Below are 18,671 nucleotides of genomic sequence, written 5' to 3' on the forward strand. Positions count from 1 at the left end.
GGTTTCGACAACTTCATAAATGGCGGGAATCGGCGGCGCTAGTATCGGATCACGCGCCAGTGCGGCCCGCAACGGGGGCACCGGCGCGTAGCCCGCGTCGTGCCGGCGGCTGCCTCGATCAGTCTACGGCATCCGGCGTCCGGCCCGAAACCGCATCATCCCATCGACCGCCCGAGAACAGGCCCGCCAGACGGGCCGCCGGGCCGCGGCGCACCGCCGCAGGAGACAAGTCCGTGCACGGGATCGCCGTGCGGGGCCGGCTCCCGCGTGCGTCCGGCGCCCGTCACGAAGAGACTGGAGACGACTCATGATCATCTACGGAACCGCGCTGCTGGCGTTTTGCCATCTGGCCGGACTGTTTCTCGGCGACCTGCTCGGCAGCGCGATCGGCGTGAAGACCAATGTCGGCGGCGTCGGCATCGCGATGCTGCTGCTGATCTGCCTGCGCCTGTGGCTGCACCGGCGCGGCTGGCTGCCGAAGGAGACCGAGGCCGGCGTCGGTTTCTGGGGCGCGATGTACATTCCGGTCGTCGTCGCGATGGCCGCGAACCAGAACGTCGTCGCCGCGCTGAAGGGCGGTCCCGTCGCGCTGCTGGCCGCCGTCGGCGCGGTTGCGATCTGCGCATGCTGCATCGCGGTACTGGTGCGCACCGGGCGCGACGACACGGCCTTCGCGGGCGTGCCGCAATTCGAAGAACGGTAACGGAGGCCGCCATGCTGCAGATGCTCGAAAAAACCGTCGCCCACAACGGGCTCGTCGCGTCGTTCGCGCTGGTCGGCCTGATCATGTGGCTGTCGTCGATTGCGTCGCGCAAGCTGACGTTCGGTCGCGTGCACGGCTCCGCGATCGCGATCGTGATCGGTCTCGCGCTCGCTTACGTCGGCGGCGCGTTCACCGGCGGCGAAAAGGGAATCGCCGACGTGCCGCTGTTCGCGGGTGTCGGCCTGATGGGCGGCGCGATGCTGCGCGATTTCGCGATCGTCGCGACCGCGTTCGAAGTGCAGCCGACCGAGGCGCGCAAGGCCGGGCTCGTCGGCGTCGTGTCGCTGCTGCTCGGCACCGTGCTGCCGTTCATCGTCGGCGCATGCATCGCGCGCGCGTTCGGCTACACCGACGCGGTCAGCATGACGACGATCGGCGCGGGCGCCGTCACCTACATCGTCGGGCCCGTCACCGGCGCGGCGATCGGCGCGAGTTCCGACGTGATCGCGCTGAGCATCGCCACCGGGCTCGTGAAGGCGATCATCGTGATGGTCGGCACGCCGGTCGCGGCCGGCTTCATGGGCCTGAAGACGCCGCGCTCCGCGATGATCTTCGGCGGCCTCGCGGGCACCGTCAGCGGCGTGAGCGCGGGGCTCGCCGCGACCGACCGCCGGCTGGTCCCGTACGGCGCGCTGGTCGCGACGTTCCATACGGGCGTCGGCTGCCTGCTCGGGCCCACGGTGCTCTACTTCACGACCCGCGCGCTGGTCGGCGCATAGCGCCCCGCGGCGCGGCCCGCGCGCGCGGGCCGCATCCATCGCGGCGTCCTCTGAGTCGCATTCGTCAACATCATCAATCGGCGGCGGCGCCCGGCTTAGAATGCCGCTGAACCATCGAAGCGGGAGAACTGTTCATGACGGGATGGAATCACGCGCGGCAGGCGCGCGATGCACGGCTCGCGGCCGGCGCGGCTTACGCGCAGGGCAAGCGGGTCGATGCGCGCGACACCGTCGCGTTGCTCGAAGCGGTGCTGCGGCCCGGCGACCGCGTGTGCCTCGAAGGCGACAACCAGAAGCAGGCCGACCTGCTCGCGACGGCGCTCGCCGACGTCGACAGCGCGAAGATCCACGACCTGCACATGGTGCAGTCGGGCGTCGTGCTGCCCGAGCATCTCGACGTGTTCGAGCGCGGCATCGCGAAGCGCCTCGATTTCGCGTACTCGGGCCCGCAGTCGCAGCGCATCGCGAAGCTGCTGTTCGGCGGCAAGATCGCGCTCGGCGCGGTGCATACCTATCTCGAGCTGTTCGCGCGCTACTTCATCGATCTGACGCCGCAGGTCGCGCTGATCGCGGCGGTCAGCGCCGACCGTGACGGCAACCTGTACACGGGCCCGAACACCGAGGACACGCCGACCGTCGTCGAGGCCACGGCATTCAAGGACGGCATCGTGATCGCGCAGGTCGACCGCATCGTCGACAAGGTGCCGCGCGTCGACATCCCGGGCGACCGCGTGCATTTCGTCGTCGAGGCCGGCCGGCCGTTCTACGTCGAGCCGCTGTTCACCCGCGATCCGGCCGCGATCACCGAAACGCAGATCCTCACCGCGATGCTCGCGATCAAGGGCATCTACGAGCCGTACGGCATCAAGCGCCTGAACCACGGGATCGGCTTCAACACGGCGGCGATCGAGCTGCTGCTGCCGACCTACGGCGAGAAGCTCGGGCTGAAGGGCAAGGTCTGCACGCACTGGGCGCTCAATCCGCATCCGACGCTGATTCCCGCGATCGAGTCGGGCTGGGTCGAGCAGGTGCACTGCTTCGGCTCCGAAGTCGGGATGGACGACTACATCCGCGAACGGTCCGACGTGTGGTTCACGGGCCCCGACGGGTCGCTGCGCTCGAACCGTGCTTTCTGCCAGACGGCCGGCCTCTACGCGTGCGACATGTTCATCGGCTCGACGCTGCAGATCGACCTGTCCGGCCATTCGTCGACGGTCACGGCCGAGCGCATCGCCGGCTTCGGCGGCGCGCCGAACATGGGCAGCGACGCGCGCGGCCGGCGCCATCCGAGCGCGCCGTGGCTGAAGGCCGGCGCGGAAGCCGACCCCGACACGCCGGCGGCGCTCAGGCGCGGCCGCAAGCTCGTCGTGCAGATCGGCGAGACGTTCGGCGACAAGAACGTGCCGATGTTCGTCGAGAAGCTCGACGCGCTGAAGCTCGCCGACAAGCTGCAGCTCGACCTCGCGCCGATCATGGTCTACGGCGACGACGTCACGCACATCGTCACCGAGGAAGGGATCGCGAACCTGCTGATGTGTCGCGACAAGGACGAACGCGAGCACGCGATCCGCGGCGTCGCCGGTTATACGGAGATCGGCCGCGGCCGCGACCGGAAGATGGTCGAGCGGCTGCGCGAACGCGGCGTGATCCGCCGCCCGGAGGATCTCGGCATCGATCCGCTCGACGCCGACCGTCGCTGGCTCGCCGCGCGTTCGATCAAGGATCTCGTGCACTGGTCGGGCGGGCTCTATGCGCCGCCGGCGCGGTTCCGCAACTGGTGAGGAAGAGGGCATGGAACAGTTGAACTATCGCTTCACCGCGCGCGAACGCGCGAAGGGCGAGCAGGCCGCGGCGCTCGTCGGCGTGGTCGCGTCCGGCAATCTCGAGGTGCTCGTCGAGCGCGTGCTGCCGGGCAACGAATGCGAGATCGACATCCGCACCGCGGCGGTCGGTTTCGGTGCGGTATGGCAGGCCGTCGTGTCGGATTTCGTCGAACGGCGCGCGCCGGGCGGCCTGAAGCTGTCGATCAACGACGGCGGCGCGCGGCCCGACATGGTGTCGCTGCGGCTCGCGCAGGCCGTGCGCGCGATCGAGGGGGGCGCACGATGAGCGACTTGATCCACGACGCACCGGCGTTCGTCGCGAACGGCGCGAGCTGGTACGAGGCGTCGGCGCGGCAGCGCATCGACGGACTGCTCGACACGGGCAGCTTCGACGAATTCCTCGGGCCGGCCGAGCGCGTGACGAGCCCGCACCTGCCGCTGTTCGACCTGCCGCAGCAGTTCGACGACGGGATGGTGGTCGGCCACGGGCGGCTCGATGGCCGGCCGGTGTTCGTCGCCGCGCAGGAAGGCCGCTTCATGGGCGGCGCGTTCGGCGAGGTGCACGGCGCGAAGCTCACCGGGCTGCTGCGCGCCGCGCGCGAAATCGACAAGCCGGTGCTGATCCTGTTCGATACGGGCGGCGTGCGGCTGCAGGAAGCGAACGCGGGCGAGCTCGCGATCGCCGAGATCATGCGTGCGCTCGTCGACGCGCGCGCGGCCGGCGTGCCGGTGATCGGGCTGATCGGCGGGCGTGCGGGCTGCTACGGCGGCGGCGGGTTGCTCGCCGCGTGCTGTTCGGCGCTCGCGGTGTCGGAGCAGGGGCGCATCAGCGTGTCGGGCCCCGAAGTGATCGAGACCAATCGCGGCGTCGAGGAATTCGATTCGAAGGATCGCGCGCTGATCTGGCGCACGATGGGCGGCAAGCACCGGCGGCTGATCGGCGGTGCTGACCGTTACGTGGCCGACACGCCGGACGCGTTCCGCGCGGCGGCGCTCGAGCTGATCGGCCGCGCGCCGAGGTTCGATGCGGCGATGCTGCGCGCGGAACAGGCGCGCCTGGAAGCGCGTGTCGCCCGGTTCGGCGCATGCAGGGATGCGCTCGACGTGTGGCGCATGCTCGGGGCCGATCAGCCCGAGGCGATTCCCGGCATGCCCGACGACGCATTCGCCACGCTCGCCGACCAGTTACAGGAGCCGCAGCATGACGCTCGATGAAGTACTGAATTCGCTGTTTCCGAAGGGCCATTCGATCGTGCGTCACGGCGGCCTGCTGACCGGCCATGCGGAACTGGCCGGCGCGCGGGTCGACGTGATCGGCGTCACCGACCGCTTGCCGTTCGGCATCGACGAAGCGCTGACGCTCGCGTCGCAGGTGCTCGACACGGTCGCGCGCGGCGGCGACACGCCGATCGTCGTGCTCGTCGACAGCGACAGCCAGCGGATGAGCAAGCGCGACGAGCTGCTCGGCCTGAACGAAGGGCTGTCGCATCTCGCGAAGTGCCTGATGCATGCCGATCTCGCCGGGCACCGGACGATCGGCGTGCTGTACGGCCACACCGCCGCCGGCGCGTTCATCGCGACCGCGCTCGCGACGCGCACGCTGCTCGCGGTGCCGGGCGCCGAGCCGGAGGTGATGGACCTGCCGTCGATGTCGCGCGTGACCAAGCTGCCGATCGACGTGCTGAAGGAGATGTCGCGTACGACGCCGGTGTTCGCGCCGGGGCTCGACAATCTCGTGAAGATGGGCGCCGTTGACGCCGTGCTCGACCCGGCCCGCGCGCTCGACGCACAGGTCGGCGAATGGCTCGGCAAACCGGCCGACCGAATCGACCGGCGTGCGTCGCGCGGCCGGCCGGTCGCGACCGACGTCGCGCAGCGCGTCGAGGCACTCGCGCGTGCCGCGCGCTGAGCTGCCGCTGCGCCGCCACACGCTCGTCACGCTGACGGCGGCCGGGTGGGACGCGGCGTTCGCGCGCGACCGCGCGCTCGCGGGCGATCCGCTCGTGCGCGCATGGGCCGGACGCGGCTGGCCGCTGATCGTGCGCCGCGCGTCGCCGGATGAAGCCGGCGCCGGCCGCGTGCCGCTCGGCATGCCGCTGCCGCCGGCGGCGGGCAAGCGGCGTATCGCGCTGAACGTCGCCGCCGACGCGCTCGCGACGGTCGGCCCGCTGCCCGCGCTGGCCGATGTGCTCGGCGCCGCGCCCGACGCATGGCACGTACCGCTGCGCGCGCTCGACGCGCTCGGCGCGCGCAGCGGCGTGCAGGGGCGCGTGTTCGGCAGCCTCGCGTGGCAGGCACTCACGGGCGAGCCGTACCTGGGCCCGTCGTCCGACCTCGACATCGTGTTTCCGCTGCCGGATGCCGCGTCGCTCCGGCCGTTGCTCGACGGTCTCGCGGCGATCGACGCGCACGCGCCGATGCGCATCGACGGCGAACTGCTGCGCGCCGACGGCGCGGGCGTCAACTGGCGCGAACTGCATGCGCGGCGCCCCGAAGTCGCGGTCAAGACCGCGGTCGCCGTCGAATTGATGGCGGCCGACGCATTCACCGGAGGCGCGCGATGAGCGCATGGGCTGCCTGCCGCGTAGCGGCGCCGTCGGATGCCGAGCGCATCGCCGCGCTGGCCGAGCGCAGCCTCGTGCTCGAGATCGAGACTTATCCGAAGCCGGGTCTCGTCAGCCATGTCGACACCGGCAGTCACACCGACATGGATGCCGCGACGTTCGCGCGCAGCGCCGCGGTGCTGCGGCCGTACTTCGCGGCACTCGCCGACGCGGGCGCACGCGACGCGGACATGGCCGTGCTGCGCAAGATCGGCCTGCGTGCCGAACACGCGATGCTCGCCGCGACCGGCGGCGTCAATACGCATCGCGGCGCGATCTTCGGGCTCGGGCTGCTGTGCGCGGCCGCGGGCCGGCGCGCGGTGCCGGGCGCGGTGCCTAACGGGACGACGCTCGGCGCGTTCGTCTCCGGCCGCTGGGGTGCCGACATCCTCGGCGGCCCGCGTTTGCCCGACAGCCATGGCGAGCGGGCGAGCCGCCGCTACGGTGTCGGCGGCGCGCGTCGCGAAGCGGCTGACGGCTTCCCGACCGTGTACGCGGTCGGGTTGCCCGCGCTGCGCCGCGCGCGGCGCGACCTGCCCGGCGATCCGGAAGCCGCGCGCGTCGACGCGTGCTTTGCGCTGATCGCGGCGCTCGACGACACGAATCTGCTGCACCGGGGCGGGCAGCACGGCCTCGATTTCGCGCGGGCGACCGCCCGTGCGTTCGTCGCCCGCGGCGGCGTGCGGGCGCGTGACTGGCGGCTGCGCGCGGCCGCCGCACACCGTGCGTTCGTCGCACGCCGATTGAGCCCGGGCGGCGCGGCCGACCTGCTCGCGATGAGCGTATTCGTCGATGCGCTCGAAGCCGACGGGCACCCGCGATGACGCTTGCCATCCTCTGTTCGGGGCAGGGCGCGCAGCGCACCGACATGTTCGACCTGACGGGCGCCGCGCCGCAGGCCGACGCCGTGTTCGCCCATGCCGGCCGGCTCCTTGGCGACGATCCGCGCGCGTGGGTCCGGCAGGCCGGGCCGGACGCGCTGCGCGAGAACCGCGCCGCGCAGATCCTCTGCACGACCCAGGCGCTCGCGGCCGCCGCGCTGCTCGATACGGCGTGGCCGCGCCGGCGCTGCGTCGCCGGCTACAGCGTCGGCGAGGTCGGTTCGTGGAGCGTCGCGGGGATGATCGAGCCGCATGACGCGCTCAACCTGGCCGACGCGCGCGCGCGCGCGATGGATGCGGCGAGCGGCGGCGACGAGCGGATGGTGTTCGTGCGCGGCCTGACGCGCGCGCGGCTCGCGTCGTTGTGCGACGGCCGCGATGCGGCCATCGCGATCGCGAATCCCGGCGACGCGTTCGTCGTCGCGGGGCGCCAGGCCGACGTCGATGCGGTGGCCGACGATGCGGCGCGCGCCGGCGCATTGCGCGTCGCACCGGTCTGCGTGCGGATCGCGTCGCACACGCGCCGGCTCGCGGCGGCCGTGCCGGTGTTTCGCACGGCGCTTGCCGCGACGCACGTCCGGCGGCCGCTGCCCGGCACGCGGCTGTTTTCCGGGATCGATGGGGCGTCGGTGCTCGACGTCGACGCGGGCCTCGACAAGCTCGCGCGGCAGATCGCGGAGCCGGTCGAGTGGGCGGCCTGTCTCGCCGCCTGCGTCGAGGCCGGTGCGACGGCGTTTCTCGAACTGGGCCCCGGGCGCGCGCTGGCCGAGATGGCCGGCGGCGCGTACCCGGCGTTGCCGGCGCGCAGCCTCGCGGATTTCCGTTCCGTCGACGGCGTGACGAGCTGGCTCGCGCGCGTCGCGGCCTGATCCTCGGCCCGAAAAACGGGCTGAAACACAGTCGTCGCGCCCGCGTTCCAGGCGGGGTGTTGCGCCGGCGCAGCAGCGTCGCAGCCGGTGCTTGCCACGCGAATTGGCATCGCTACAATGGCGCCCGCCATGAGACCAGCCGCCATCCTTCTCGCCGCGCTGTGCTGCGCGACGAGCGCCCACGCCAGCCAGATTCCGTCCGACGCCGCGTCGGTCGGCACATACTTTTCGTATGACAACGCGGCGGCCGACGCGACCGTCGACCTGATCGAACAGGCGCAGCGTCGCGTGCTGCTGGCGGGCTATACGCACGTGACGCCGGCTGTCGCGGGCGCGTTGCGCGCGGCCCGCGCGCGTGGAGTCGAGGTGCGTGTCGTGCTCGTGCGCTCGCCGCGCGCGGGCCGCTACAGCGGCGCCGGTTTTCTGAAATCCGCGGGCATCGACGTCGCGATCGATTCGCGGCATGGCGATCCGGCACCGCGCTTCGTGATCGTCGACGACAGCGTCGCGCTGACGACGCTGTCCGACGGTGCGGCCGCCCATGCGGAAACGGTGAATGTGTTCCAGCGCGCGCCCGAGCTTGCGCAATCCTATGCGCAGTCGTTCTGGCGGCTGTACCGGCAGGCCGGCGGCCTCTGATCCCTTCCTTCGGCGTCGCGTGCGCCGGTATGACCCTGCTTGCATCGGCGCGGCCGATGCACCATGCTCGTTGACAAGGCGCCGGCGCGGGTTTCGCGCATCCGGCGCAACGGCAGGGAGCCGATCGTGACCGAGTGTTTTGCCGATCGCGCCGATGCCGGCCGCCAGCTGGCCGACGCATTGCGCGATTACGCGGGGCGGAGCGACGTCGTCGTGCTCGCGTTGCCGCGCGGCGGCGTGCCCGTCGCGTATCCGGTCGCCTGCGCGCTGCGCGCGCCGCTCGACGTGCTGGTCGTGCGCAAGCTCGGCGTGCCGTTCGATCCCGAGCTCGCGATGGGCGCGATCGCGACCGGTGGCGCGATGTATCTGCAGCGTTCGGTGATCCGCTCGATGGGCGTGTCGGACGGGCAGCTCGCCGACGTGATCGTGCGCGAGACGGCCGAGCTGCATCGCCGTGAGGCGTTGTATCGCGGCGCCGTGCCGCCGCTGCCGGTCGACGGACGCATCGCGATCGTCGTCGACGACGGCGTCGCGACCGGCGCGTCGATGCGCGTCGCGCTGCAGGCGTTGCGCGAGCGCCGCCCCGCACGCATCGTCGCGGCGGTACCGGTCGCGCCGGCGAGCGCGCGGCACGCGTTCGACGATCTGGCCGACGCCTTCGTCACGGTGTCGCAGCCGCTGCGGTTCTTCGGGATCAGCCCGTTCTACGCCCGCTTCGAGCAGACGAGCGACGACGAGGTGCGCAGGCTGCTCGACGCGGCGCGCCACTGAAGCCGCATCACGGCCGCCTGGCGCGGCGCGTGCGCGGGCGGGCCGCTTCCGCCAGCGCGAACACGCGCTGCAGCGCCGGATGGACGTCGCCGCGCCAGCGCGGCCCGGTAAACAGCCCGTAGTGATCGCAATCGTCGATATCGACGCGATGGCGTTCGCCGGCCGTGAGGCCGCGGCACAGGTCGAGCGCCGCGTGCGTCTGGCCGGCGCCCGTGACCGCGTCGCGCGCGCCTTCGACGGTCAGCAGCGCGACGCCGCGCAGCGCGGCCGGCTCGACGCGCGTGCCGCCGACGTCCCACGTGCCGGTCGCGAGGCTCATGCGCTGGAACACGATGTCGACCGTGTCGAGGAAATAATCGGCCGGCATGTCGAGCAGCGCCGTGTATTCGAGCAGCGCCCGTCGCGCACCGGCGAGCCCGGCCATGTCGAAGCGTGACGCGGCCAGCGCGTAGGCCTCGATCAGCGTGAGGAAGCGCTGCGGATACAGCAGCGCGATCTCGCCCTGCTGCAGGTAGGTCGGGAACACGTGGCGGCCGTGCCCCGCGAAACCGGGCGGCACGATGTCGATCAGGTGGCGGCGGCACCAGTCGAGCGAGTGGGTGGCGGCGGCGGTGCCGAGTGCGCTCGGGTTCCGGCGCGCGTCGAGCGGGCCGCCGATCAGCGTGATGCTCGCGGGCGGTGCGAGGCCGCGCGCGGCACGCAGCGCGAGCGCGCCGAGTGCCGGCACGGTGGCCTGGCACACGGCGACGACGTGCAGCGGCCGGGCGTCGTGCGCGAGGCCGTCGACGAAGCCGTCGAGCAGCGCGACGTACTCGTCGAGCCCGAAGCGGCCTGCTGCAGGCGGCACGTCGCGCGCATTGCGCCAGTCGGTCACGCAGACGTCGCCGTCGGCGAGCAGCGTCTCGACGGTTTCCCGCATCATCACGGCCGCGTGCCCGGCGAGCGGCGCGCACAGCAGCACCGTGCGCCGTGCGTCGGCGCGCACGAAGCGCCGCAGGTCGCAGAACGGCGTGCGGGCGACGACGCGTTCGTCGACGGCCGGCCGCCCGATGTCGAAGCGCGGCGGCCCGGCCGACGGGCCGAGCAGCGGTTCGAACAGGTCGTCGTAGCACGACGACGCAGCGTGCGGCAGCGTGGCCGCGGGCCATGCGTCGAACGCGTGCCGCGTCGCCGCGCGCCAGGCGCGCATCCATTCCCGCTGCTGCTCGACGAGGGCATACCACATGGCGAACCTTGGGGCGGAAGGGGGCGTGAATCTTCATTATGGTCACTGTGGCCGCGCAGCGGGAGCCGAAAGCGCGGCCGTCTGCTTAGCATCAAGCGTGCGGGCGCGCTGGCCGGTGCGGCGCGACACTGCTACAGTCGTCGGTCCCATCCCCCCCAGAAGCGGAGCGTTTGCGATGAAGCTGATCGGCATGCTGGATTCCCCGTTCGTGCGCCGTGTCGCCATTTCGGCGAAGCTGCTCGACCTGCCGTTCGAACACCATTCGATCTCGGTGTTTCGTCATTTCGAGCAGTTCGGCACCTTCAACCCGGTCGTCAAGGCGCCGACGCTGGTGACCGACGACGGCTCGACGCTGATCGATTCGTCGCTGATCGTCGACTATCTCGATCATTGCGTCGCGCCCGAGCGGCGCCTGCTGCCCGACACCGCCGATGCGCGGTTGCGCGTGCTCGTGCCCGTCGGGTTCGCGCTGGCGGCGGCCGAAAAGACCGTCCAGGTCGTCTACGAGCAGGCGCTGCGACCGGCCGACAAGCAGCACGCGCCGTGGCTCGAGCGCGTGCTGGGCCAGCTTGAGGCCGCATACGGCGCACTGGAGCCGCTCGTCGCGGCCGCGAACGGCTGGTTAGGCGGTGCGCGCCTGCTGCAATCCGACGTGACGGTCGCGGTCGCATGGCGTTTCACGCAATTCATGGCGGCCGATTACCCGGCGCTCGCGCGGATCGATCCGGCCCGCTATCCGGCGCTGGCCGCGCATTCGGCACGGGCCGAGACGCTGCCGGCATTCGTCGAAACGCCGCTCGCGTAGGCCGAGTGCCTTGTCCGGCAAGGGTTTGCCGATTGTTCGCAACCGCTGACAAGTGACTTCGCATTCGCGCTGTTTATCCGGAAGCGGCCGGTCCCTAGAATCCACTCCATCGAATGACGCATTGCCAGATGGAGCCGATGATGAAAGCCCTGATCGAATCGAGCCTGTACCACCCGTCCGTCGTGTTGCCGCTCGCCGCGCTGACGCAGCTGATGGTCGAGCGCGATTTCAATCTCGGCCAGGTCGGATTGATCATGGCGACGCGCGGTGCCCAGGCGGCCGTGTCGCGTTCGCGCGAGCTGATCTTCTGCCGCCATTGCGAAGCGCGCGCGTGAAGGCGGCCGCATCGAAAGGATGAAAAAAAGCCCGGCCGGCGCAAGCCGGTCGGGCGGATCGGGTTCGATCGAGCCCCGGCTGCGGCCGGGGCTTTTTCATTGCAGGACGCTCACGCGCGTGCCGGCGTCGCGACGTCGTACATCTGCGGCGCATCGTCCTCTTCACGCAGCTTGCGGGCGAGCTGGTGCGCCTCGCGACGCGTCGCGACGGCCGGCGGCGAGCCCTTCAGCGGCTGGCGCGCGGTTTCGGCGAGCGCGACGACCGACACGATGCCGATCACGGCGGCGCCCATCATGTAATACGCGGGCATCATCAGGTTGTGCGTCACGTCGACGAGCCACGCGGTCATCAGCGGCGTCGTGCCGCCGAACAGCGATACCGACACGTTGAAGCCGATCGCGAGCGCGCCGTAGCGGATCTCGGTCGGGAACAGCGCCGGCAGCGCCGACGGCATCACGCCGGTGAAGCACGACAGCAGCACGCCGAGGATCAGCAGGCCGCCGAACACCGACGCCGTGGTGCCCGCGTGAATCAGCATCATCGACGGGATCGACAGCACGAGCAGGCCGACACAGCCGGCGAGCATCACGGGCTTGCGGCCGATCTTGTCCGACAGGCGGCCGGCGTACAGCGTCATCGGCATCATCAGCACCATCACGATCAGCACGAGCACGAGGCTGTGCGATTCGTCGAAGTGCAGCGTCGACGACATGAAGCTCGGCAGGTACGACAGCACCATGTAGTCGGTCACGTTGAAGATCAGCACGAGGCCGACGCACAGCAGCAGCGCACGCCAGTTGCGCATCAGCGTCTCGCGGAACCGCGCCTTCGGCACGGCCTTGTCCTGCGCTTCGCGCTCTTCGGCCTGGCGCTTGAACGCGGGCGTTTCCTCGAGCCGCATCCGGATGTAGAGGCCGATCAGGCCGAGCGGGCCGGCGATCAGGAACGGCACGCGCCAGCCCCACGACAGCAGCGCTTCCTGCGACAGCGACGCGGTCAGCAGCGCGACGACGCCGGCGCCCATCACGTAGCCGATCAGCGTGCCGAACTCGAGGAAGCTGCCCATGAAGCCGCGGCGCTTGTCGGTCGAGAATTCGGCGATGAAGGTGGCGGCGCCGCCGTACTCGCCGCCGGTCGAGAAGCCCTGCACGAGGCGGGCGACGAGCAGCAGCACGGGCGCCATGATGCCGATCGACGCGTAGCTCGGGATCAGGCCGATCGCGAAGGTGCCGACGGCCATCATGATCATCGTCGCGGCGAGCACGCGCTGGCGGCCGATGCGATCGCCGAGCGGGCCGAACACCATGCCGCCGAGCGGGCGCACGAGGAACGCGGCCGCGAACGTGCCGAAGGTCGCGAGCAGCTGCGCGGACGGGCTGCTGGACGGGAAGAACACCTTGCCGAGCGTGACGGCGATGTAGCTGTAGACGCCAAAGTCGAACCATTCCATCGCGTTGCCGATGGCCATCGCGCTGACGGCGCGCTTGAGCAGGCTCTGGTCGACGACGGTGATGTCGTCCGCGGCGAGCGGAGCCTCGCCGGACGGCGAAGCGGTGGAAGAAGCAGCGGTCGGGCTGACGTGTGTTGCGGTCAAGGTCATGCACTCCTTTGACTGCGCCGGAACGGGCGGGCCGTCCGACACGGTTTGCCTGCGAGCGCGATGTCGGGTGCGGCGCGTCGGGGCAGACCATTAAGCGCTTACTGCACAAGGGGCAGCAAAAGGCCGTAAGGGGCTGCTTCGACGCGGGCCCGATGGGCCGTCGCGACAGTGCGCTCATGAAGAATGGGCCGCGTGATGCAGGCGGCGGATGCCGGTGCGGACGAAGGGTCCGGTGTTCCGGCAACGCCCCGGAGGGGCAACGAAACGAGAAAAGCGGGCCTGTCGGGCGGGCTTTCCTGTAGGTGCAATTTCGGTCGAAAGGCCGGCCCGCAACGCGCGGACGGATTTCTCCCGAAATCGAATAGACAGAGATTGAATGTTGAAACAGGCGACATGATAGCACGATGACGGATGATCGTGCAAATTGCCGGGAGACGCCCGCCTGGCGGGGGATTCGGCGCGGCCTGCTCGGGTATGATCGGCGGCGCGCGGTGGGGCCGTGCAGCGCCCGGCGACGGGGGCCGAATTCACGAGGAACCGGATGACCGAACTGATCAGGATCGCGGCGCTGTTCGCCGCTACCGCGCTGGCCGAAATCGTCGGCTGCTACCTGCCGTGGCTCGTGCTGAAGGATGGGCGTCCGGCCTGGCTGCTGGTGCCGGCCGCGCTCTCGCTCGCGCTGTTCGCGTGGCTGCTGACGCTGCACCCGAGCGCGGCCGGGCGCACTTATGCCGCGTACGGCGGCGTCTACATCGCGGTGGCGCTGGTGTGGTTGCGGGTGGTCGACGGCGTCGCGCTGACCCGCTGGGACGTGGCCGGCGCGGCGCTCGCGCTCGGCGGGATGGCCGTCATCGCGCTGCAGCCGCGCGCGTAAGCGCGGCCGCGGCGGGTATGGGCAGGCGTCAGGCCGCTTCCGCGGCGCCTTCGTCGGCGGACTTGCGCCACACGCAGGTGCCCTTGACCGACTTGTCGAGCTCGTCGAGCTGCGCCTGGTGCGCGGCGAGTTCGTCGTCGCTCGCGACCACGATGGCCAGGTCGAGCGCGGCGAGCGAGACGCGCTGGCCGTTCGCCGCGCCGCCGTCGGCGCCCGCGTCGTCGAGCATGTCGATCACGAGGCTGTCCTGGCCGCGCGTCATCGCGAGATACACCTCGGCGAGCAGCTCCGAGTCGAGCAGTGCGCCGTGCAGCGTGCGGTGCGCGTTGCTGATGCCGAAGCGGTCGCACAGCGCGTCGAGCGAGTTGCGCTTGCCTGGGAACATCTGCTTGGCCTGCACGAGCGTGTCGATCACGCCGCCGCAATGTTCGGTGAACGGCGGCAGGCCGAGCCGCGCGAATTCCGCGTCGAGAAAGCCAAGGTCGAACGGCGCGTTGTGGATGATCAGCTCGGCGTCCTTCACGAAGTCGCGGATCTGGTCGGCGACTTCCGCGAATTTCGGCTTGTCGCTGAGGAATTCGGTCGTGAGGCCGTGCACCGCCAGCGCGCCCGGATCGCTGTCGCGCTCGGGGTTCACGTAGAAATGCAGGTTGTTGCCGGTGAGCCGCCGGTTCAGCAGCTCGACGCAGCCGATTTCGATGAGGCGGTCGCCCGTGCGGGCGTTCAGGCCGGTGGTTTCGGTATCGAGAATGATCTGGCGCATGTCGGGGAAAACGAAGAAAACAGGGGAACGGCCGGCGTTCAGGCCGTGAGCGATTCGACGCCGCGATTCGCGAGCGCGTCCGCGCGCTCGTTTTCGGGGTGGCCCGCGTGGCCCTTGACCCAGCGCCACTCGACTTCATGCTGCGCGACGAGCGCGTCGAGCCGCTTCCACAGGTCGGCGTTCTTCACGGGTGTTTTTGCCGCGGTGACCCAGCCTTTTTTCTTCCAGCCGTGGATCCACTCGCTGATCCCTTTCTGCACGTACTGCGAGTCGGTATGGACGATCACCTGGCACGGCCGCTTCAGCGCTTCGAGCGCGGCGATCACGCCCATCAGCTCCATGCGGTTGTTGGTCGTGTTCGGCTCGCCGCCGAACAGCTCCTTCTCCTTGTCGCCGTAGCGCATCAGTGCGCCCCAGCCGCCGGGGCCGGGGTTGCCCTTGCAGGCGCCGTCGGTATAGATGTCGATGGTATCGATTGTCATGAATGTTCTTGATGGGTGGTCGGGGAGGCCGCCGGCGTCAGGCCCGGGGCGAGCACGGGCTTCTTCATCTTGATCTGGCCGACGAGGCGCATGCCGCGCACGCGCTTGACGGCCGTCACCATGTAGACGGCGCCGAAGATCGGCCACCAGCGGTCGCCGGCGGCCTCCATGAAGCCGTAGCGGGCCAGCCACTTGTCGGTGACGAGCGGCGGGCGGTAGCAGCCGAAGCGGCCGCGTTCGAGGTCGAAACCGAGCAGCTTGATCCAGTCCTTGAGCCGGATGAACGCGATCTGGTCGCGCGTGGCCGGCACGAACGGGTGGTTCGCCATGCGCCCGAACGACTGGCGCATGCCCCACAGGCTGAGCGAATTGAAGCCGGTGATCACGAGCTGGCCTTCCGGCATCAGCACGCGCTCGGCCTCGCGCAGCAGGCGGTGCGGGTCGGACGTGAATTCGAGCGTGTGCGGCATCACGATCAGGTCGACGCTCTGCGACTCGAACGGCAGGTCGAGCAGGTCGCACCAGGTCGTGCTGCGATCGGCGGGCGCATGCTCGGGTGCGTGCGCCTCGCGTGCCCACGGGTACTGGTACGGCGCGCTCGCGCCGCTCGCCGGGTCGAGCACGAGGCCGCGATACGGCATGCGGTTCTCGCGCAACGCGTCGAGCTGCGGCAAGCCGAGCTGCAGCGCGTGGAACCCGAAGACGTCGGACACGATCCGGTCGAGCTGCGCCTGCTCCCAGCCCAGCACGTAGCGGCCGGGAGGCGAGTCGGTCCAGGCGGGCCAGTCTATAATTTGACGGTCAGACATAACGATGATTGCGCGCCCATGAACGAGCTGGAATACGTGCCGGTTCCGGCATTCGAAGACAACTATATCTGGCTCGTCTCGGACGGCCGCGATGCAATCGCCGTCGATCCGGGTGAAGCCGCGCCCGTACGCCGGGTTCTTGCCGAACGAGGCTGGCGGTTGACCGCTATTTTACTCACGCACCACCACGCCGACCATGTCGGCGGTGTCGAGGCGCTGCGCGATAGCCAACCGGCCGATGCGCCGCTGGCGGTATACGGCCCCGCGGCCGAAGCGATCGGCGTGGTCACGCGGCCGCTGGCGGGCGGCGATCGCGTGACGCTCGACGCGCCGGCCGTCGCGTTCGACGTGCTCGACGTACCCGGTCATACGCGCGGCCACATCGCCTATTTCCAGGCGGCCGGGCCGCGCAACGCGGCGCCGCACGTGTTCTGCGGCGACACGCTGTTCTCGTGCGGGTGCGGCCGCCTGTTCGAAGGCACGCCCGCGCAGATGCTCGCGTCGCTCGACGCGCTCGCGGCGCTGCCGGGCGACACGCGCGTGCATTGCGCACACGAATACACGCTGTCCAATATCCGCTTCGCGCTCGCGTGCGAGCCCGGCAATGCGGCGCTCGCCGCGTGGCGCGACGAAGCGCAGGCGCTGCGCGCGCGTGGCGTGCCGACGCTGCCCACTACGATTGCTCACGAGCGTGCCGTTAACCCGTTCATGCGGGCGGACAGCGCGGCGATACATGCCACGCTCGAGGCCGAGCTGCACGAAACAGTGCCGGATCGTCTGGCGGCATTCACGCTGATGCGCGAGTGGAAAAACCGGTTCCGATGATGATTTCCGGAGGACTCCAAAGCTCAAGCGGTGTCTGTAAAAATTGCTCCAAATGTAGGATTTCGCTGAGTTTTCGGTGTTTTTATTGACGTGAAGCACGCACTTCCGTAGTATCGCCTGCAATTTCCAGCCGTCGGAAGCCGAGATTTTCATGCGACTTATATTGAGTGCGATGGTGGTCCTGCTACTCGCCGCTTGTGCGAGCCAGGCGCCTGTCGCCAACAACGCCGCCGATTCGCAGGCGACGTCCAACTACCTCCGTAAATCAGCCACCGCCAAAGAAACTGTCGACGTCGACAAGCAATCCGTCGGCGACCTGACCAGTGCCGACTCCGATCTGTGGGGGCGCATCCGCCGCGGCTTCCAGATGCCCGACCTGCAGAGCGACCTCGTCGACATGCAGACGACCTGGTACACGCAGCGTCCGGATTACGTGCAGCGCATGACCGAGCGCTCGCAGAAGTACCTGTATCACATCGTCGAGGAGCTCGAGGCGCGTCACATGCCGACCGAGCTCGCGCTGCTGCCGTTCATCGAGTCCGCGTACAACCCGCAGGCGCTGTCGGTCGCGAAGGCGGCCGGCATGTGGCAGTTCATGCCCGGCACGGGCCGCACGTACAACCTGAAGCGCAACATGTGGCAGGACGAGCGCCGCGACGTGCTCGCGTCGACGAGCGCCGCGCTCGACTACCTGTCGCGCCTGCATGACATGTTCGGCGACTGGTATCTGGCGCTGGCCGCGTACAACTGGGGCGAGGGCAACGTGCAGCGCGCGATCGCGCGCAACCAGGCGGCCGGCCTGCCGACCGACTACCAGAACCTGCGGATGCCGAACGAGACGCGCAACTACGTGCCGAAGCTGCAGGCGGTGAAGAACATCATCGCGAGCCCGCAGCAGTATGGCCTGACGCTGCCGGACATCCCGAACCACCCGTATTTCGTGACGGTCACGACCGCGCGCGACATCGACGTCGCGGTTGCCGCGAAGCTCGCGAACCTGTCGCTCGACGAGTTCCGCTCGCTGAACCCGTCGTTCTCGAAGCCGGTGATCCTCGGGGCGACCGAGCCGCAGATCCTGCTGCCGTTCGACAACGCGTCGGCGTTCGAGAAGAACCTGAAGACCTACAACGGCCAGCTGTCGACGTGGACCACCTATACGGTGAGCGAGCGCGCGCGCCCGGCCGCGATCGCCGAGAAGATCGGCGTGGACGCCGATACGCTGATGTCGGTCAACAAGATTCCGGCCGGCATGCGCCTGAAGCCGGGCTCGACGATCGTCGTGCCGCGCGGCGACGACGATGACGAGGACATCAGCGCCGACGTCGCCGAAAACGGCGCGCTCGCGATGGAACCGGACGTACCCGACACGCGCAAGATGCTGATCCGCGTGCGCCGCAAGCAGTCGATGGCGGCGATCGCCGGCCGCTACGGCGTGTCGGTCGGTCAGTTGAAGGCGTGGAACCGCACGCACCGCGATCTCGCGATGCCGGGCCAGGCGCTCGTGCTGCACGTGCCGGTCGGCCGTTCGGTGCCGGCGGAACCCGGCCCGGAGCGGATCGCGACGTCGTCCGCCGGGGCGCACATCGAGCGTGCAAGCCTCGCGGTGGGCGGCAAGTCGCACGGCGCGAAGCGCGGTGCGGCAAAGCCGGCCGCCAGGTCGGCGAAGGCGGCGCCCGCGAAGGCCGCGCCGGCCAAGGCCGCGGCACACAAGGGCAAGAAGAAGTAACGCGGCTGCCCCGCGCAGCGGGCGGCCGATCGGGTTCGCGCGATTGCGCTATCATCCGACGAAATGCGACGAAACGCCGTCACCGAGGTGACGGCGTTTTCGTTTGTGCGCGGTGCGAGGGCGCCGTTTCGGATGTCTTCATATAACGAGGGGAAGTG

The 18,671-nt window shown here is 70.0% G+C and carries 21 protein-coding genes; 16 read left to right on the forward strand and 5 right to left on the reverse strand.

Annotated elements, in window-relative coordinates; genetic code table 11:
• The first annotated feature begins 307 nt into the window (after nucleotides 1-307).
• The 11 genes from madL (at nucleotide 308) to AC0KUR_RS22895 (ending at nucleotide 9,068) form a co-directional block, all read left to right on the forward strand.
• On the forward strand, nucleotides 308-703 hold the full coding sequence (madL, locus tag AC0KUR_RS22845; RefSeq protein WP_089472508.1) for a malonate transporter subunit MadL: 396 nt from the start codon (nucleotides 308-310) through the stop codon (nucleotides 701-703).
• 11 nt (nucleotides 704-714) lie between these two features.
• Entirely contained in the window at nucleotides 715-1,482 is a 768-nt protein-coding gene (gene madM, locus AC0KUR_RS22850) for a malonate transporter subunit MadM (RefSeq protein ID WP_473376451.1), read from the forward strand.
• 134 nt (nucleotides 1,483-1,616) lie between these two features.
• Nucleotides 1,617-3,263 (forward strand): malonate decarboxylase subunit alpha, encoded by a 1,647-nt coding sequence (mdcA, locus tag AC0KUR_RS22855; RefSeq protein ID WP_034186632.1) that lies wholly within the window; start codon nucleotides 1,617-1,619, stop codon nucleotides 3,261-3,263.
• A gap of 10 nt (nucleotides 3,264-3,273) precedes the next feature.
• On the forward strand, nucleotides 3,274-3,591 hold the full coding sequence (mdcC, locus tag AC0KUR_RS22860) for a malonate decarboxylase acyl carrier protein (protein ID WP_175029336.1): 318 nt from the start codon (nucleotides 3,274-3,276) through the stop codon (nucleotides 3,589-3,591).
• Nucleotides 3,588-4,520, forward strand: coding sequence for a biotin-independent malonate decarboxylase subunit beta (locus AC0KUR_RS22865; protein WP_473376452.1), 933 nt, complete (start codon nucleotides 3,588-3,590; stop codon nucleotides 4,518-4,520). The genes mdcC and AC0KUR_RS22865 overlap by 4 nt, the downstream gene beginning before the upstream one ends.
• Complete coding sequence (gene mdcE / locus AC0KUR_RS22870) at nucleotides 4,507-5,214, forward strand: biotin-independent malonate decarboxylase subunit gamma (protein WP_059560544.1); 708 nt, start codon at nucleotides 4,507-4,509, stop codon at nucleotides 5,212-5,214. The genes AC0KUR_RS22865 and mdcE overlap by 14 nt, the downstream gene beginning before the upstream one ends.
• Complete coding sequence (gene mdcG / locus AC0KUR_RS22875) at nucleotides 5,201-5,869, forward strand: malonate decarboxylase holo-[acyl-carrier-protein] synthase (protein ID WP_124669864.1); 669 nt, start codon at nucleotides 5,201-5,203, stop codon at nucleotides 5,867-5,869. Before mdcE ends, mdcG begins: the two co-directional genes overlap by 14 nt.
• On the forward strand, nucleotides 5,866-6,732 hold the full coding sequence (gene mdcB, locus AC0KUR_RS22880) for a triphosphoribosyl-dephospho-CoA synthase MdcB (protein ID WP_473376453.1): 867 nt from the start codon (nucleotides 5,866-5,868) through the stop codon (nucleotides 6,730-6,732). The genes mdcG and mdcB overlap by 4 nt, the downstream gene beginning before the upstream one ends.
• On the forward strand, nucleotides 6,729-7,658 hold the full coding sequence (locus AC0KUR_RS22885; protein WP_473376454.1) for an acyltransferase domain-containing protein: 930 nt from the start codon (nucleotides 6,729-6,731) through the stop codon (nucleotides 7,656-7,658). The genes mdcB and AC0KUR_RS22885 overlap by 4 nt, the downstream gene beginning before the upstream one ends.
• 117 nt (nucleotides 7,659-7,775) lie before the next feature.
• Nucleotides 7,776-8,297: a phospholipase D-like domain-containing protein gene (locus tag AC0KUR_RS22890; RefSeq protein WP_473376455.1), complete on the forward strand. Its 522-nt coding sequence runs from the start codon at nucleotides 7,776-7,778 to the stop codon at nucleotides 8,295-8,297.
• Between the two features lie 126 nt (nucleotides 8,298-8,423).
• Nucleotides 8,424-9,068 (forward strand): phosphoribosyltransferase, encoded by a 645-nt coding sequence (locus AC0KUR_RS22895; RefSeq protein ID WP_404823989.1) that lies wholly within the window; start codon nucleotides 8,424-8,426, stop codon nucleotides 9,066-9,068.
• Nucleotides 9,069-9,075: 7 nt separating this feature from the next.
• Here the strand turns inward: AC0KUR_RS22895 and AC0KUR_RS22900 are convergent, their stop codons facing one another.
• Complete coding sequence (locus AC0KUR_RS22900; RefSeq protein ID WP_034186640.1) at nucleotides 9,076-10,293, reverse strand: polyhydroxyalkanoate depolymerase; 1,218 nt, start codon at nucleotides 10,291-10,293, stop codon at nucleotides 9,076-9,078.
• 175 nt (nucleotides 10,294-10,468) lie between these two features.
• Here AC0KUR_RS22900 and AC0KUR_RS22905 point away from each other — a divergent pair, with 175 nt between their 5' ends.
• The gene (locus tag AC0KUR_RS22905; protein ID WP_034186641.1) at nucleotides 10,469-11,098 is read left to right on the forward strand and encodes a glutathione S-transferase family protein; all 630 of its coding nucleotides are present in this window, start codon (nucleotides 10,469-10,471) and stop codon (nucleotides 11,096-11,098) included.
• Between the two features lie 128 nt (nucleotides 11,099-11,226).
• Nucleotides 11,227-11,433: a hypothetical protein gene (locus AC0KUR_RS22910; protein ID WP_034186642.1), complete on the forward strand. Its 207-nt coding sequence runs from the start codon at nucleotides 11,227-11,229 to the stop codon at nucleotides 11,431-11,433.
• 110 nt (nucleotides 11,434-11,543) lie between these two features.
• Here the strand turns inward: AC0KUR_RS22910 and proP are convergent, their stop codons facing one another.
• Nucleotides 11,544-13,034 carry a glycine betaine/L-proline transporter ProP gene (gene proP / locus AC0KUR_RS22915; RefSeq protein ID WP_034186643.1) on the reverse strand — a complete coding sequence of 497 codons (1,491 nt, stop codon included), beginning with the start codon at nucleotides 13,032-13,034 and terminating at the stop codon, nucleotides 11,544-11,546.
• A 541-nt stretch (nucleotides 13,035-13,575) separates the two neighbouring features.
• Here proP and AC0KUR_RS22920 point away from each other — a divergent pair.
• The gene (locus AC0KUR_RS22920; protein ID WP_034186644.1) at nucleotides 13,576-13,908 is read left to right on the forward strand and encodes a YnfA family protein; all 333 of its coding nucleotides are present in this window, start codon (nucleotides 13,576-13,578) and stop codon (nucleotides 13,906-13,908) included.
• 28 nt (nucleotides 13,909-13,936) lie between these two features.
• On the opposite strand, the gene dnaQ is transcribed toward AC0KUR_RS22920, so the two are convergent.
• The 3 genes from dnaQ to AC0KUR_RS22935 are packed head-to-tail and all read right to left on the reverse strand — an operon-like array spanning nucleotide 13,937 to nucleotide 15,962.
• Nucleotides 13,937-14,671, reverse strand: a complete 735-nt coding sequence (dnaQ, locus tag AC0KUR_RS22925) for a DNA polymerase III subunit epsilon (RefSeq protein WP_473376456.1) — start codon at nucleotides 14,669-14,671, stop codon at nucleotides 13,937-13,939.
• A gap of 38 nt (nucleotides 14,672-14,709) precedes the next feature.
• Nucleotides 14,710-15,153 carry a ribonuclease HI gene (gene rnhA, locus AC0KUR_RS22930; protein WP_021163370.1) on the reverse strand — a complete coding sequence of 148 codons (444 nt, stop codon included), beginning with the start codon at nucleotides 15,151-15,153 and terminating at the stop codon, nucleotides 14,710-14,712.
• Nucleotides 15,150-15,962: a class I SAM-dependent methyltransferase gene (locus AC0KUR_RS22935; RefSeq protein WP_034186646.1), complete on the reverse strand. Its 813-nt coding sequence runs from the start codon at nucleotides 15,960-15,962 to the stop codon at nucleotides 15,150-15,152. Before AC0KUR_RS22935 ends, rnhA begins: the two co-directional genes overlap by 4 nt.
• A gap of 18 nt (nucleotides 15,963-15,980) precedes the next feature.
• On the opposite strand from AC0KUR_RS22935, the gene gloB reads away from it, so the two are divergent.
• Entirely contained in the window at nucleotides 15,981-16,787 is an 807-nt protein-coding gene (gloB, locus tag AC0KUR_RS22940) for a hydroxyacylglutathione hydrolase (protein WP_034186647.1), read from the forward strand.
• A gap of 151 nt (nucleotides 16,788-16,938) precedes the next feature.
• Complete coding sequence (locus AC0KUR_RS22945; protein WP_034186648.1) at nucleotides 16,939-18,513, forward strand: transglycosylase SLT domain-containing protein; 1,575 nt, start codon at nucleotides 16,939-16,941, stop codon at nucleotides 18,511-18,513.
• Nucleotides 18,514-18,671: the final 158 nt, after the last annotated feature.

The sequence above is a fragment of the Burkholderia sp. YHN3-13 genome, assembly GCF_055810675.1.